This is a genomic window from Segniliparus rugosus ATCC BAA-974, from assembly GCF_000185725.2.
GTDB lineage: Bacteria > Actinomycetota > Actinomycetes > Mycobacteriales > Mycobacteriaceae > Segniliparus > Segniliparus rugosus.
Genome location: NZ_KI391954.1, coordinates 559,027 through 573,263, shown reverse-complemented (window position 1 = coordinate 573,263; position 14,237 = coordinate 559,027). Strand labels below are relative to the sequence as shown.

The 14,237-nt window shown below is 67.0% G+C and carries 15 protein-coding genes; 5 read left to right on the top strand and 10 right to left on the bottom strand.

The genetic code is table 11. The annotated features are described in order from the left end of the window. Nucleotides 1-9: 9 nt before the first annotated feature. The 3 genes from HMPREF9336_RS12590 to rlmN form a co-directional block, all read right to left on the bottom strand. Complete coding sequence (locus HMPREF9336_RS12590; RefSeq protein ID WP_007467553.1) at nt 10-477, bottom strand: Ras family protein; 468 nt, start codon at nt 475-477, stop codon at nt 10-12. A 31-nt stretch (nt 478-508) separates the two neighbouring features. Then, nucleotides 509-1,489 carry an alpha/beta hydrolase gene (locus HMPREF9336_RS12585; RefSeq protein WP_021030625.1) on the bottom strand — a complete coding sequence of 327 codons (981 nt, stop codon included), beginning with the start codon at nt 1,487-1,489 and terminating at the stop codon, nt 509-511. Nucleotides 1,490-1,585: 96 nt separating this feature from the next. Then, nucleotides 1,586-2,695, bottom strand: a complete 1,110-nt coding sequence (gene rlmN / locus HMPREF9336_RS12580; protein ID WP_007467549.1) for a dual-specificity RNA methyltransferase RlmN — start codon at nt 2,693-2,695, stop codon at nt 1,586-1,588. Between the two features lie 55 nt (nt 2,696-2,750). On the opposite strand from rlmN, the gene guaA reads away from it, so the two are divergent. Both guaA and HMPREF9336_RS17990 read left to right on the top strand, forming a co-directional pair. Next, the gene (guaA, locus tag HMPREF9336_RS12575; RefSeq protein ID WP_007467546.1) at nt 2,751-4,328 is read left to right on the top strand and encodes a glutamine-hydrolyzing GMP synthase; all 1,578 of its coding nucleotides are present in this window, start codon (nt 2,751-2,753) and stop codon (nt 4,326-4,328) included. Nucleotides 4,329-4,646: 318 nt separating this feature from the next. Beyond that, nucleotides 4,647-5,735 carry a C40 family peptidase gene (locus HMPREF9336_RS17990; RefSeq protein WP_244431665.1) on the top strand — a complete coding sequence of 363 codons (1,089 nt, stop codon included), beginning with the start codon at nt 4,647-4,649 and terminating at the stop codon, nt 5,733-5,735. Nucleotides 5,736-5,744: 9 nt separating this feature from the next. On the opposite strand, the gene HMPREF9336_RS17985 is transcribed toward HMPREF9336_RS17990, so the two are convergent. Beyond that, nucleotides 5,745-6,422: a sensor domain-containing protein gene (locus HMPREF9336_RS17985; protein ID WP_007467542.1), complete on the bottom strand. Its 678-nt coding sequence runs from the start codon at nt 6,420-6,422 to the stop codon at nt 5,745-5,747. Nucleotides 6,423-6,852: 430 nt separating this feature from the next. After that, entirely contained in the window at nt 6,853-7,923 is a 1,071-nt protein-coding gene (locus tag HMPREF9336_RS12570) for a PspC domain-containing protein (RefSeq protein ID WP_021030623.1), read from the bottom strand. A gap of 134 nt (nt 7,924-8,057) precedes the next feature. Here HMPREF9336_RS12570 and HMPREF9336_RS12565 point away from each other — a divergent pair, with 134 nt between their 5' ends. The 3 genes from HMPREF9336_RS12565 (at nt 8,058) to HMPREF9336_RS12555 (ending at nt 10,381) form a co-directional block, all read left to right on the top strand. Continuing rightward, complete coding sequence (locus HMPREF9336_RS12565) at nt 8,058-9,260, top strand: ATP-binding protein (protein WP_007467538.1); 1,203 nt, start codon at nt 8,058-8,060, stop codon at nt 9,258-9,260. Next, the gene (locus HMPREF9336_RS12560) at nt 9,257-9,934 is read left to right on the top strand and encodes a response regulator (RefSeq protein WP_007467536.1); all 678 of its coding nucleotides are present in this window, start codon (nt 9,257-9,259) and stop codon (nt 9,932-9,934) included. Before HMPREF9336_RS12565 ends, HMPREF9336_RS12560 begins: the two co-directional genes overlap by 4 nt. Before the next feature lie 84 nt (nt 9,935-10,018). Beyond that, nucleotides 10,019-10,381: a hypothetical protein gene (locus tag HMPREF9336_RS12555; protein ID WP_021030622.1), complete on the top strand. Its 363-nt coding sequence runs from the start codon at nt 10,019-10,021 to the stop codon at nt 10,379-10,381. 25 nt (nt 10,382-10,406) lie between these two features. Here HMPREF9336_RS12555 and HMPREF9336_RS12550 read toward each other — a convergent pair whose 3' ends face one another. From HMPREF9336_RS12550 to sodC, 5 genes are all read right to left on the bottom strand, one after another. Beyond that, on the bottom strand, nt 10,407-10,901 hold the full coding sequence (locus HMPREF9336_RS12550; protein ID WP_007467531.1) for a hypothetical protein: 495 nt from the start codon (nt 10,899-10,901) through the stop codon (nt 10,407-10,409). 57 nt (nt 10,902-10,958) lie between these two features. Continuing rightward, nucleotides 10,959-11,447 (bottom strand): hypothetical protein, encoded by a 489-nt coding sequence (locus tag HMPREF9336_RS12545; protein WP_007467530.1) that lies wholly within the window; start codon nt 11,445-11,447, stop codon nt 10,959-10,961. A gap of 29 nt (nt 11,448-11,476) precedes the next feature. Continuing rightward, nucleotides 11,477-12,232, bottom strand: coding sequence for an isocitrate lyase/PEP mutase family protein (locus HMPREF9336_RS12540; RefSeq protein WP_040585878.1), 756 nt, complete (start codon nt 12,230-12,232; stop codon nt 11,477-11,479). Between the two features lie 105 nt (nt 12,233-12,337). Then, nucleotides 12,338-13,504: a glutamate--cysteine ligase gene (locus tag HMPREF9336_RS12535; protein WP_007467528.1), complete on the bottom strand. Its 1,167-nt coding sequence runs from the start codon at nt 13,502-13,504 to the stop codon at nt 12,338-12,340. Beyond that, nucleotides 13,488-14,216 carry a superoxide dismutase[Cu-Zn] gene (gene sodC / locus HMPREF9336_RS12530; RefSeq protein WP_007467527.1) on the bottom strand — a complete coding sequence of 243 codons (729 nt, stop codon included), beginning with the start codon at nt 14,214-14,216 and terminating at the stop codon, nt 13,488-13,490. Before sodC ends, HMPREF9336_RS12535 begins: the two co-directional genes overlap by 17 nt. Between the last annotated feature and the right edge of the window lie 21 nt (nt 14,217-14,237).

Below are 14,237 nucleotides of genomic sequence, written 5' to 3'. Positions count from 1 at the left end.
GGCGGCCCGTCACGCGGGGCAGCGCAATTGGAGACGCACCGTGCGCGACGAGCGGCCCTTCGCGGTGATCCGGGACGTGCTCCAAGTCCCGTCCCGCGCGTCCTGCTGGAACGAGGCGAGCTCACACCGCCGGAGCAGGCCGCCGACGGCCACGTCCAGTTCGCGGCGAGGGCTCACGTCCAAGCCGGGAAGCTGGCCGGGGTCCGCGACGACGACCCCCCATTGCGCAGCCATCGCCTCGGCTTCTTCTCGCCGCCAGACGCGCTCGTCGTCTTCCTCCGCGTACGCGCCGACCACCAGAGACATCGGAAAGAAGACGAGCAACCCCAGCACCGGGTATCTCTTTTTCACCCTCAGCTTCATCCTCAACAGCACGACACATGCCAGGCTGGCGGCGAAGAGGACCATCGCGGCCGCCAGGGGCGGCCGCAGAAAATCCGGCGGGGCGAGCGTGCGCGTCAACTCGTACGTGGTCATTGCCAAGCACCGCCCGCTCAGCGGCTGGCGGTCATTTCGTCCCGAGCGCGGGGGCGATGACCTGGCCCCAGGAGGCTTCCATCTCCGAGCCGAACAGGCCCCAGTCGTGGCCGCCCTCCTCGCGCCGGTCGTACGTCAGGCTCAGCCCCGCGTCGCGCGCGTCCTGCACGAACTCGTCCGTGCACTGCTGCGACATCGACTCGATGAACGAGCCGCCCAGCCCCTCGCCGTCCGACGAGAGCTGGTCGACCTCGCCGGGGGCCCCGGTCGAGGCGGCAAGGTAGAGCGGCTTGCCTTTGAGCTTGGCCAGGTTCTGCGAAGGGTCGTGCGCGGCCCACTCGTCGCCCGACCACATGTTGGCCGCGTCCCCGCCGCCCGTGTACCGCACCAGCGATCCGGTCTGCCACTGCCGCGCGCCGCTGGTGATCGGGCAGCCGCTGTACGCGGCGGCCGCCGAGAAGAACTTCGGGTCCTGGACCATGAGGTCGATGGCCGGGCCTGCGCTGATCGAGACGCCGCCCACCGCCGTCTTGCCGTTCATGCCGAGCTCCTTGCCAAGAGCTGCGGGCAGCTCCTTGGTGAGGTAGGTCTGCCATTTCACCCGGCCCAAGACCGGGTCGTCCTGGTCCCAGTCGGTGTACATACTGCCGGGATCGCCGATCGGCGCGATGACGTTGACCCGTTTGCCCTTGAAGAAGTCCGGCGCGTTCGTGAGGTCGAACCACGACCTGCCGCCCTGGCCGCCTTCCGCCCCTTGTAGGAGGTAGAACGTCGGCGCGGACTTGGCCGGAGCGCGCAACACGTCGTTGACGATCTCTTTGTCCATGGAGGGCGAATAGACGGTGATCTTCCACCAGTTGTCCGCCACTTGCTCCTTGTCCACGATGCGCGGCCCGTTCTGGCTCGGAGCCGCAAGTGAAGGAGCCGCGAGGCCCCCGAACGCTGAACCCGCGCCCGCGACAAGCGCGAACAAACTCGTACAGGCAGCTTTGACCACGCGACGCGCACCCATCGTTCTCTCTCCATTTCTCATGAAACTCATCGCCTCGTCTCTGAGGCCTAGCGATCATAGCGCGGAAATAGTTGCGCTGGCCCAACCTCTTGAGCCTCAGGCGGGCGCGGCGGCCAACTGGCCGCAGGCCGCCGCGATCTCCTGGCCACGGGTGTCGCGGACCGTGCAGGACACGCCCTTCGCGCGCACGCGCCGGACGAACTCGCGTTGCGCCTCCGGCGAACTCGCGTCCCACTTGCTGCCGGGGGTCGGATTGAGCGGAATGAGGTTCACATGGGCGAGCGGGCCCAGCGCCTGGTGCAAGAGGCCGCCGAGCAAGTCCGCCCGCCACGGCTGATCGTTCACCTCTCGGATCAGGGCGTACTCCACCGACACCCGCCTGCCGGTCTGGCGCGCGTAGCCCTGGGCGGCGGCGAGCACCTCGGCCACCGGCCAACGCGTGTTCACCGGGACGAGCGTGTCGCGCAGCTCGTCGTCCGGGGCGTGCAGCGAGACGGCGAGCGTGACCGACAAGCCCTCGCCCGCGAGGCGCTTGATCGCCGGCACGAGCCCCACCGTGGACACCACGACCGAACGCTGCGACAGGCCGAGACCGTCCGGAGCGGGGCTGGTGATCCGCCGCACCGCCGCGAGCACCCGGTTGTAGTTCGCCAACGGCTCCCCCATGCCCATGAACACGACGTTGGAGAGGTTCCTCGGCCCGCCCGCGACCTTTCCGTCCCGCGCGGCGGCCGCGGCCAGCCGCACCTGCTCCACGATCTCCGCCGTCGAGAGGTTGCGGGTCAGCCCGCCCTGGCCGGTGGCGCAGAACGGGCAGGCCATGCCGCAGCCCGCCTGGCTCGACACACACAGCGTGACCCGGTCCGCATACCCCATGAGCACGCTCTCCACCAGCGCGCCGTCGTGGAGGCGCCACAGCGTCTTCACCGTCTCGCCCCCGTCGCAGCCCATCGTGCGCGCCGGCGTGATCAGACTCGGCAGCAAAGCGTCGGCCAGCTTCCCCCTGCTCGCGGCGGGGATGTCGGTCATCACGCCCGGTTCGGCGGTCAGCCGCGAGTAATAGTGCCTGGCCAGCTGCTGTGCCCGGAACGGCTTCTCCCCGAGCCCGGCGACCGCCTCGCGCAGCTCCTCGGCGGCGAGGTCGGCAAGGTGGCGCGGCGGCATACCGCGCTTTGGCGCGTCGAACACGAGCGGGAGAGAAGTCATGACCAGGCAATTATGCCGCAACTCACGCCGCTGCGCGACCAGCTAAGATGCGCTCATGGCCCAGAACCCCGAAACCCCCGACCGGCCTGTGCTCGTCATCGACTTTGGGGCGCAGTACACCCAGCTCATCGCCCGCAGAGTGCGTGAAGCGCGGATCTTCTCCGAAGTCCTCCCCCACTCGACCCCGATCGAGGACGTCAAGAAGCGCGACCCGCTCGCGATCATCCTCTCGGGAGGACCGTCGAGCGTCTACGACCAGGGCGCCCCCTCGGCGGACCCCGCCCTCTTCGACCTCGGCGTGCCGGTGATGGGCATCTGCTACGGGTTCCAGGCGATGGCCCTCGCGCTCGGCGGGGCGGTCTCCCATACGAACGTACGAGAATATGGCCGCACCGAGCTGACCCTGGCGGGCGGCGGCGGCGCGCTGCACGCGGGAACGCCCGCGAAGCATCCTGTGTGGATGAGCCACGGCGACTCGGTGACCCAGGCCCCGCCCGGCTTCACCGTCACCGCGAACAGCCCGGGCGCTCCCGTTGCGGGCTTCGAGGATCTCGGGCGCAAGCTCGTCGGCGTGCAGTACCACCCCGAAGTGCGCCATTCCCCGCACGGCCAGGCCGCTCTCGAGCGCTTCCTGCACGAAATCGCGGGCATCCCGGCCACCTGGACCCCCGCGCACATCGCCGAGAGCCTGATCGAGGCCGTGCGCGAACAAGTCGGCCCGGAAGGGCGCGCGATCTGCGGCCTGTCGGGCGGCGTGGACTCCGCCGTCGCGGCGGCAGTGGTGGCCCGCGCCATCGGCGACCGCCTCACCTGCGTCTTCGTGGACCACGGCCTGCTGCGTTCCGGAGAGCGGGAGCAGGTCGAACGCGATTTCACCGCCGCCACCGGGGCCGAGCTCATCACGGTGGACGCCCGCGAGCAATTCCTCACCGCCCTCGCGGGCGTCGAAGACCCCGAGGCCAAGCGCAAGATCATCGGCCGTGAGTTCATCACGAGCTTCGAGTCCGCCGTCGCCGAGGCCGCGAAACGCTCGCCCGGCGAGGTCTCGTTCCTCGTCCAGGGCACTCTGTATCCCGACGTGGTCGAATCCGGGGGCGGTAGCGGCGCGGCGGTCATCAAGAGCCACCACAACGTCGGCGGACTGCCAGAGGACTTGAAGTTCGAACTGGTGGAGCCGTTGCGGCTGCTGTTCAAAGACGAGGTGCGGGCGGTGGGCCGCGAACTCGGCCTGCCGGAGACCATTGTCGCCCGCGAGCCGTTCCCCGGCCCCGGCCTCGCCGTGCGGATCATCGGCGAGGTGACCGAGGACCGGCTCGCCACCTTGCGCGCCGCCGACTCGATCGTCCGCGAGGAGCTGGCCGTCCTCGGGCCCGAACTCGGCATCTGGCAATGCCCCGTGGTGCTGCTCCCCGGTGTGCGCAGCGTCGGCGTGCAAGGCGACGGGCGCACCTACGGGCATCCCATCGTGCTGCGCCCGGTGACGAGCGAAGACGCGATGACCGCAGACTGGGCTCGGGTGCCGTACGAGGCGCTGGAGCGGATCTCCAACCGCATCACCGGGGAAGTTGCGGGCATCAACCGCGTCGTTTTGGACATCACGAGCAAACCGCCAGGCACCATCGAGTGGGAATAACAAGCCCGAACACGCCGCTAGGCCGGTGTGCCCGGTGGGCGGTTTTTTGCTCTGCGCCCGCCTTCTGGAGCTCGTCGGGCTGACTCCCAGCGCCGACGAGAGCGGCGCGAGGAGTTGTTCAGGAATGGGACGCATGGCACGTTCGATTTCACCGTAGCTGCTGGTCGGGGCACCGAGCGCTTTAGCGAGCTGGGGTTGGGCGAGCCCTTGAGGATGCGAAGGTCGGAGAGTTTGCGCTGAGCCTTGGGGACTGTGACCAAAGAGCCGATGGGGCGCTTGAGGACTGCCGCGATCTTGACGAGAGCGTCGATCTGCGGCGTGCGCGAGGTGCTGGGGCTGGCGCAGCAGAACGGTTTCGACGTGACCGATGACTGGCAGCTGCAGGAGACTCAGCGGCCGGGGATGCGCAGAGCCGGGATCCAGGAGGAGCTGCAGCAACGCCTCAGCGGCGCGGTCACGACATTGGACCAGGCCGACAACGAGGTCATGGGCGATGTGTCGAAAAGCCACCAGGCGCTCTACGACACACCGCAACCGCAATTCGGCCTCGGCCAAGGAGCAGAACCAGCCCAGCCGAAACCAGAAGAGCCTAAGCCCGAGGACAAGCCGAAGACCGACGACCCGAAGCCGGAAGAAACGCCGCAAGGCCAACCAGGAGACCACATGCCAGGGCCGAACGGGAAGCCAGGCGATCCCGGCTATGTGGTGCCGAAAGCTGAAGGGGATGCGGCTGATTACCCGTCAGAGCCAGGGTGGAAATCCGATGTGCCTGGCGCCGACAACCCGCCAGGGTATCCGCCTGCAGGACCTGGAACGCAGAGAGATCAGAACTGGAAAGACTACCTAGCGGGCAAGAACGCGGACGGATCGATGAGACCCAAAGGTCAAATTCCTGCTGCCTACCCGAACCCTGAATCGGTGGGTGACAAAGGTTTGAAAGTGATTGGAGCTGCCGCAAGACAGCAAGGGACCAGATATGTCTGGGGTGGAGGCGGACCGAACGGCACAAGTCAGCCCGGCACGCGCGATAGTTTCACGGACCAGAACGGAGTCTTTCACCAAGGGTTTGGGGATTCTCGTCATGATTATGAACATAAAGGATTCGATTGCAGTGGTTTGGCCGAGTATTCTGTGTTCCAGGCGACCGGGTACGATCCAGACCATAACAGTAAGGCTCAGCTCGGTAAGATAACAAGTGGCGAAAATCCTGCCGGCGTAGTCGTGCCACCCTCCCAGGCACAGCCTGGGGATCTTGTTTATTATAGCCCCAAGGGAAGTGAGCATGTCGCGATTTATATGGGGAATGGGGTGACCGTGGAGACGAATACGTCAGGAACTCCTGTGCATATGCAAACGAGAATATCCCTTGATGATGGTCGTGGAATAACAGTCGTCCACCTTCGTTAGGCGAATTGGCTACGTTATCTTGTTGGCGACTTGCGCAATCAACCCGCTGGCTTGTTTGGCTCCCGATTCGGGATCGGAGGATTCGATCTGAATCAAAACATTCCTCACCCTTGTGACATTGTTGTGCAATCCGAGCGGAAGGGAATGCGTTTCACTGGCCGGAATGTTCGAATGCCATTGTGCGTAATTGCCCACAACCGCGTCAAGCGAGAACTCGTCGTTGGTCGCACAGGACCTGACCCCGGTTCCAATTCTGGAAAAAGCTTCTTCGGCTAACTGCTCGCTCGGGTAAACTGCTACAATCAAGCGTATATAGACATTCTGCGTGGCATCATATTCGGATGACCGAAAGGAAGACCAATTCTCGCCCACCGAATAAACCGTTCCAATCGCTAATGCTTTGCCGCACGATGTGGTAGGCGGTTGCGCCTGCGAAAATGGCTTATCTTCTATGGGAGCCTGGTTAAAAAACTTCGTTGCCCGCCCTGGGGCCACAGTCCTATTCACCTCGTCTAGGCTCAACAGGAGCGTGTCGACTTTCTCCGGGGGGAACACGCCCGGCGAGATCTGTGTCGTGGTGGGGTCGGCGCGCGCGGTCGAAGCGCCAAGTCCCGCGCCGGTCCTGTCACAAGCGGAGACAGTCGCGAGGGCGAGGATGGCGAACGCTGCGATTCGGGCGCGTGTCATGTAGTCAGTCTAGGAGATCATGGCTGCGCCCCTGGGGTGGGCGTGCAGGGCTCGCCAGATTTGGGTCTCACTCGTGTGTGGTCGTGGTAGCGCGCGGATGTTTGATCGCACACAAGGTCTGGCGTTTTGACCAAAGGGCATTTGGGCGGCAAAGGGCGCCGTGTCGAATTGCGGACGCACGTTGACGCGCGAGGCCGGCGGCGCGGCCCGACTGTGGGGACGTGACCCCCACGGCGGTCGAAATAGCCGCCCCTCCGACACGATCCCCATCGTGCTGCTCGTACATTCGATTCTGCCGAAAAGCGCTCTCTACAAGGACTCGACATAGAAAATAAATATCTATTCACATATTTTCAATGAATACGAATAAATACGAGCGAAGCCGGTGTGGAGCGGGCGCGCCTGCTCCACACCGGCTTCGCAACCGGCCTCAGCGCCCCTGGCGATGGCGCCGCTCCCCGCCGCCGTCGTCCGAAAACCTCGGCGGAGCTCCGCGCCACACATGGACGCTGCCCAGATCGGCGGTGAGCTCCAACGTCAACGTCGGTTCACCGGGCTTGGCTTCGTCGAAGCCCCCGCACCCGGCGCTGCCAACGCCGACGTGGCACACAGCCCTGACGTTCGCGTTCTCGGGGACCGACACCTGGACCTCTCCGGTCCGCACGCTCACCCGAACGGTGCGGTCGCGAACGAGCGCGAGATCGCGCAGGTTGAGCGACACCTGGCCCACGCTCACCCCGTACGCGTCTTGCAGCTCCCCATCCGTCCGGGCGATGAACGTTCGATCGCCGATCTTCCCGTCTGGCTTGTCGGCGGAAAACGCCCAAGCGAAGAACGTCAGCCCGCCGGCCAGCGGCAGGAGGAACACCACTGCGACGACGGCCCAAAGCCCGCGCCGCCTGCGCGGGCTCACCGCAGGGGCTTGGGCGACGGCCTGTGCGAGCCCAGGATCCCCCGGCGAAGCCGCCGCAGACGGCACGCCCTCGGGCGGGATCGGGGTCCGGCGGTGCAGGAACCACACGGCGAGGAACCAGCCGGCGAGCCAGAGCGCGCCGGGATACACGTCGTGCCAGCCGATCCCCCCGAGCGAGACGAGGAGCGCCAACGTCAGCAGCACTGTCTTCCATTTCGCGACGCTGCTCGTCCGTCTGCCGAAGAGCGCCCCCAACGCCGAAGCCTCGTCGGCGTTGCGCGGCAGCAACAGCCAAGCGGCCAGGTACAACGTGATCCCGACCCCGCCGAAAACTGTCGAAAGCACGAATGCGATCCGGACGACCAGCGGGTCGATCGCGTACCGCCAAGCGAATCCCGCGCAGACGCCCGCGAGGTAGCCGTGCTTGGGGAAACGGCGGGGACGGGTTCGCCAGATCTCGGCGAGCCGGTCGTCCCAACGCTGCGAGCCTTGCGAGGCGTCGGGTTGGGGAGGTTGGGGAGCCGGCTCGCTCCCGCCGCCCGCTGGCGGCAACGCGAGAGGGCTCGGCGGCGGTGGTAACTCGTTCATGCCTCGACTCTGCCCGCCAGGCGGCCGCTTTCGCATCAGGGACACCCCTGATTCCCACCCTGAACTCCCCGGTCGGACAAAACTCAGGGAAAGCCCGGATACCGCGTCAGGCCGGTCCATGCCAGGATCGAAAGATGCAGCCCACCGAGACGGAGCCCGCGCCCGCATTCCGCGCGATGACCCGCCGTGCTCAGGGCCGGGTCATCGGCGGCGTCGCCGCCGGGCTCGCCGAGCATCTCGGGGTCAAAGTCGTCTGGGTGCGCGCCGCGTTCCTCCTGCTCATCCTGTGCGAAGGCGCGGGCGTGCCCGCGTACGCGACGCTCTGGCTGCTCCGCCCGCTCGACCAAGACGGCTCAGACTCCGAGCTCACGCCGAGCAGCAGGCTCCGAGACCTCGGGCTCATCCTCGCGGCTTTCGTCGGGCTTGCCGTGATCAATAGCGACGACCGGGCCGCCTGGGCGCTCGGCATCGTGGTCGTGGTCGGCGCGGGCTTGATGTGGCGGGCGCTCGACGGCTCGGCGAAGCGCGGGGTGGCCGCTTGGCTCACCCCTGTCGGCTGGCTCTGGGCGATCCTCGGCGCGGCGCTCGTCGTCGCGGGCCTCTCGGTCGTCCTGCTCGCGCAAGTCAGCTTTTCCTCGCTGCGAACCGCGTTGGCCGCCGTCCTCGTCACGCTTGTCGGCACGGGACTCATTCTGCTGCCGGTGCTCGCGAAGCTCTGGCGCAGCCTCGACGCCGAGCGGGCCGCCCACGCGAGGGAAGAAGAGCGGGCCCGGCTCGCCGCGCACGTGCACGACTCCGCGCTGCAAACGCTCACCCTCATCCAAAAGCAGGCTGAAAACCCGCGAGAAGTGCTCCGTCTGGCCCGAAGCGGGGAACGAGAGCTGCGCCGGTGGCTCTTCGAGCCGCAGCCTGAGGGCAGCGGCGGCGCGGCTCCGTGGGATTGCGCCGAAGGGCTGCACGAGGCTCTGCGGGCCATCGTCGCGCACGTCGAAGACGATCACCGGGTGCGTGTCGGCGCGGTCTTCGTCGGGGAGCCGAGCCCAGGCTTCTCCCCCGAGCGCGCGGAAGCTCTGATCGGAGCCACCAGGGAAGCGCTGGCCAACGCGGCCAGGCACAGCGGCGCGCTCGACATCGCCCTCTACGTCGAGTCCGACGCCAAGGGCAGCTCCGTCTACGTGCGGGACCGGGGCTCGGGTTTCGACCCGGACGCCGTTGCCGCAGACCGGCGCGGGGTCTCGGTCTCGATCATCGATCGGACACGCCGCCATGGCGGACAGGCGGAAGTGCGCTCCGAAGTCGGCGGCGGAACCGAAGTGCGATTGTGGGTGCCGACGTGAACGAGCGAAACGAACAGATCCGGATTCTCCTGGTGGACGACCACGCGATGTTCCGCAGCGGGGTGAAGGCCGAGTTGGCCGCGCACCCGGATCTCGTCGTGGTCGGCGAGGCTTCCGGCCCCGCTGCGGCGGTCGCCGCGATCCGGGCCGAGAGCCCGGACGTGGTGCTGCTCGACGTGCACATGCCGGACGGCGGCGGCCTCGCGGTGCTCAAGGCTGCGCTCAAACCCGAAGGGGCTCCCGCCGGGCCGGTGCCGAAATTCCTCGCCCTTTCCGTCTCCGATTCCGCCGCCGACGTCATCGCCCTGATCCGCGCTGGCGCGCGGGGCTATGTCACGAAGAGCATTTCCGGGGACGATCTCGCCGAATCGGTGCGCCGGGTCGCCTCGGGCGACGCGGTCTTCTCCCCCGGCCTCGCCGGGTTCGTGCTCGACGCGTTCGCCTCTGCGGCGGTGGCCGAGGAGCCCGTCTCGAATCCGGACCTCGACTCGCTCACCCCGCGCGAGCTCGACGTGCTGCGGCTGCTCGCACGGGGCTACACCTACCGCGAGATCGCGTCCGAGCTTTTCATCTCGGTCAAAACCGTGGAGACCCACACCTCGAACGTCTTGCGCAAGACCCAGCAGTCCAACCGCAACGCGCTCACCTGGTGGGCCAAAGACCAGAAGATCTGACAGCGGGCTCCCAGCCGGGCATGATAAAGATAAAAGGCACAGCTGGAGGCCGAGCATCCCAGAACAGGGAAGGAGCGAATGGACATGAAAATCCGATCCGCATTGAGCGCGCTCGCGTGCGCGTTGGCTTTCGGCGGCATGGCGGTCATCGATGTGGCGCGTCCAGGAGCCGCGCACGCCGCGCCCGCGCCCGTCCACTCCTACGACGACCCTGAGGACGACGACTGGGACGAGCCCGAGCCGCCCGTGGACGACAACGGCGACGGGCCGCTCTCGCGCTACATCTGCAGGCTCGGGATCGGGCACTGGACGCATCCGCTCGCGGACGCCATCACGGTGTACGTCTGGGCGCACGATTTCAACGAAGCCGACCAGAAGGCCCGCGACGACCACCCGACCACGCCGCCGTTCGAGTACATCGCCTGGTCCCGCTGCGACCCCGCGTGACTGGCCATAGCCGTTCCCGTCTCGGCTAGAACGGCCACCACCAGCGCTTCTTGGGCGGCGACTGCGCCGCCTCAAGGCTCGCGACGTACTCGCGTCCTGGGGCGTAGCCCCGCTCCGCGGAATCCATGGCTTCCTCCGCGGACTCGTAGACCTGACCGCCTTGCGGGTCGTACACCTGCAACCCGGTCAGCTTGGCGACCGCGAACGCGACTTCCAGCATGACATCGAGGTACTGGTCGGAACTCTCCCAGTACGGGATGCTCAACCCCGCCGACTCGCTGAACAGCGAGAACTGGAGGCCGCTGGCTTTGTCGCTGATCTCGAAGCCGAAGTCCCTGTGCGTGAACTCGAACACCTCCCCGTCCGGCAGCAACTCCAAGACCTTGGCCTTGACCTGGCCTGCGGCCGCCGCGATCACCGGATCCACCGGAGCGTTCTCGTCCGAGCCATGCTCCTGCTCGACCCACTCCTGGACCGACATCCCCTCCGGGATCCGAACAAGGTGTATGTCGTAGCTCATCGTGCCGATTCCCTCCCTAGTTTCCCCATGTGAGCGTGCCCGTCGAAGCCGCTCCGGCTACGACGGCTCCTCGCGCTGCGGATATGCGAGGAGCCGTTGCGGGATCTCGGACTTCCGCTTCGCCCCTACGGGGCTCTCTCCGCTGCGGATCGTCTCTGCGGTGAGCACCTGTCCGAGTTGCGGATCGTAGATCGCGAGCCCGGTTTCCTCGGCCACGGCGAGGGCGATCTCGGCGAGAAGCGCGACGCCTTCCTCGAACCCCTCCCCGTAGGAGAGGTTCACGTCGGCTCCTGCGGGCTCCAGGCCGAAAACGATCTGTGGACCGCCATCGGGGACGAAGATCTGGAACCCGAAATCGTCCTCGTATTCGTTGACTTCGCCACCGGGCAGCAACGCGAGCACGCGGGCCTTGACCCGTTCGGCCGCCTCGGCGATGAGCGGGTCGACCGGAGCGTCGCCGGTGTCGGGCTCCTCCCACACCGGCTCGTACCACTCCTCGAACGACAATCCGTCCGGGATCCGATACAGATGCAGGTCGTAGCTCACCGCTCAGCCCTCGCCCGGAAGCCCTGAGGTCAGGGCTTCCAGGTGGCGAGGACGTTCTTCAGCGGCTCGACGAGCAAGCCCTGGAGGAACGGGCCGAAGCTGATCCGTCCGACGCCGATCTCCTTGAGCGCGGCGAGGTCGTCCTGGTCCGGGCGCGCGATGGCGTTCACCGGCAGCGGGAGCTCGGCGACCAGTCGCTTGTGCAGCTCGGGGGTGTGGAAGCCCACCGGGTACAGCACGTCGGCACCGGCTTCCGCGCACAGCTTCAAGCGCGCGATGGCGCGGTCGGCGCGGTCCTCCTCGGAGCCGTCCTGACGCAGGAAGAGGTCCGTGCGGGCGTTGATCACAAAACGCAGGCCGAGCGCGTTCGACTGCTCGCGGATGTCCCGGACCAGGTCGGCGTGCTCCTCGGGGCTGCGCAGGCGGCCTTCGTCGCTGTGGACGGTGTCCTCGATGTTCAGGCCCGCCACGCCGGCGTTCAGGAGGCCGTTGACGATCTCCTCGCCGGAGAGGCCGTAGCCCGACTCGACGTCCAGGGAGACCGGGATCTCGACCGAACGGGCGATCTCTTTGGCCCGGTAGACCAGCTCCTGGAATTTCATCCCCTCGCCGTCGGGCTTGCCGACGGAGTCCGCCACCGGGTGGCTGCCGATAGTCAGGGCTTTGAAGCCCAAGCCCTCGGCGATCCGCGCCGACCAAGCGTCCCACACGGTCGGAGCGATGACGGGATCTCCGGGGACATGCAGCTTCCGGAAGGCCGCGGTCTTCGCGGAAACATCAAGCAACGAAGCCAAAACTACCTCCTAGTCAAGGGCGCGATGGGGTCCACGCGCTGGACCATCCTAATGGCGCCAATCTGGCAACCTGCTGGGGGTCTGGTGTCGTGTCGCTCATGCGACGTCCGCCCGCAGCTCTTCGACCACAGTGCCCACCACTGCCCGCAAGTCTCCGTCGGACCGCTCCGCCGCCGCTCGCTGCCGCTGGTACGACCCGCCGAGCCTGGGAATCTGCTCCACCGAGGAAAGCTCGTCGACGCAGTCGAGCTTGCGCGCTTGCGGCATGAGCCGTTCGAGCAGATCCGCCAAGTCCTCGGTGACCAACCGCTCATTGCTGCGCTCGTCCACGATCACGATGGCTTCGAGCCCGTAGCGGGCCGCGCGCCATTTGTTCTCCTGCACGTGCCATGGCGGCAGCGAGGGCAAGGGCTCGCCTCGGTCCAGCCGCTCGCCGAGGTCGGCGACCAGGCAGCAGATGAGGGCGGTGAGCGCGGACAGCTCGCGCAGCGTGCTCACCCCGTCGCAGATCCGCACCTCGATGGTGCCGTGCGAGGGGGCGGGCCGGATGTCCCAGCGGATCTCGTTGACCTGCTCGATAATGCCGGTCTTGGTCTGGTCGAAGACGAACTCCTCGAATTCCCGCCACTCGGCGAACTGGAACGGCAGCCCCGCCGTCGGGAGCTGCTGGAACATCATCGCCCGGTTGCTCGCGTACCCGGTGTCCACCCCCGACCACAGCGGCGAGGACGCGGAGAGCGCGAGCAGATGCGGGTAGTGGTTCAGCAGCGAGCTGAGAATGGGCAGCACCTTTTCCCGCCGGTCGACGCCGACGTGCACGTGCACGCCCCAGATGAGCATCTGCCGCCCCCACCACTGAGTGCGGTTCATCAGCTCGTGGTAGCGCGGCGCGTCCGTCCACTGCTGGGCAGACCACTGCGCGAACGGGTGCGTGCCCGCCGCGAACAGCTCGGCGCGCTGCGACTGCGCCGCCTTGCTCACCACCGAGACGGTCTGACGGATGTCGTCCATGGCCTCGCCAACGGTCCGGCAGACGCCGGTGACGACTTCGACCGTGTTGCGCAAGAACTCGCGGTGCACCTTGGGGTTCACGCCGTCGCTGATGACGGTCACCTCGTCGATCACCGCGCTCGCGCAGTTCACCAGGTCTTTGGTGTCTTGGTCCACCAAAGCGAACTCCCACTCCACGCCGAGGGTGTTCGCGGCGCTCGAAGCGAAGGGGACGGGAAAGCGCTCCCGCGCTCGGTCAGGCTGCTGGAGCAATGACCCCGCAAACGGCCCTGCCGCCTGCGTCCTCGGTGTTCATCGTCGTCTCGTCGGGCACCTGGCCGTCTTCTTTCGCCGACTTGTAGCGGTCGGCGGGGATGTTCGCGAAATTGCTGGCTTTCTCGTGGACGATGATCGAAGTGCCGGAGCCGTCCGCGAGCTGGGACAGATGGAAGGCTTCCGTCTCCTGCGTCAGCTCGCCGGTCCCGTCTTTGAGGACGAGCAGGTTGGTCAGGTCCCCGCTCATCGGCATCCCGGTGTGCCCTGGGACCTGGTAGTGCCCGCCCGAGGAGAGGAACGCCCCAGGGGCGCCCTGGCCATTGGGAGCCGTCGAGTTCGGCTCGCACTTGCCGACCGCATGGATATGCACGCCGTGGAAACCGGGCGCGAGGCCCTTGACCGCGATCTTGATGACGACTTTGTCGCCGGTCTGGGTGAACTCCACCGTTCCGGAGTCGGCTCCCTGCGCGTTCTTCAGCTCCACGACCTTGTGATCGGCGTGATCGGCCCCGCCTTTGCCTTCGGCGGCGGAAGGGCCGCGCTTGGCCGGGGCGCTGGAAACGCCGGAGTGCGCGGGCCCGGCTTTCGGCGAAGCGCCCGATCCGCCAACGGTCGAGTCTTGCTCGCTGTTCGTGCATCCGGCCAGCGCCGCCAGCGCGGCGAACGCCCCGACGGCGCGGATGATGCTCTTACTGTGGACGTGCGACATTGGATTGCCTCCTCAATGTTT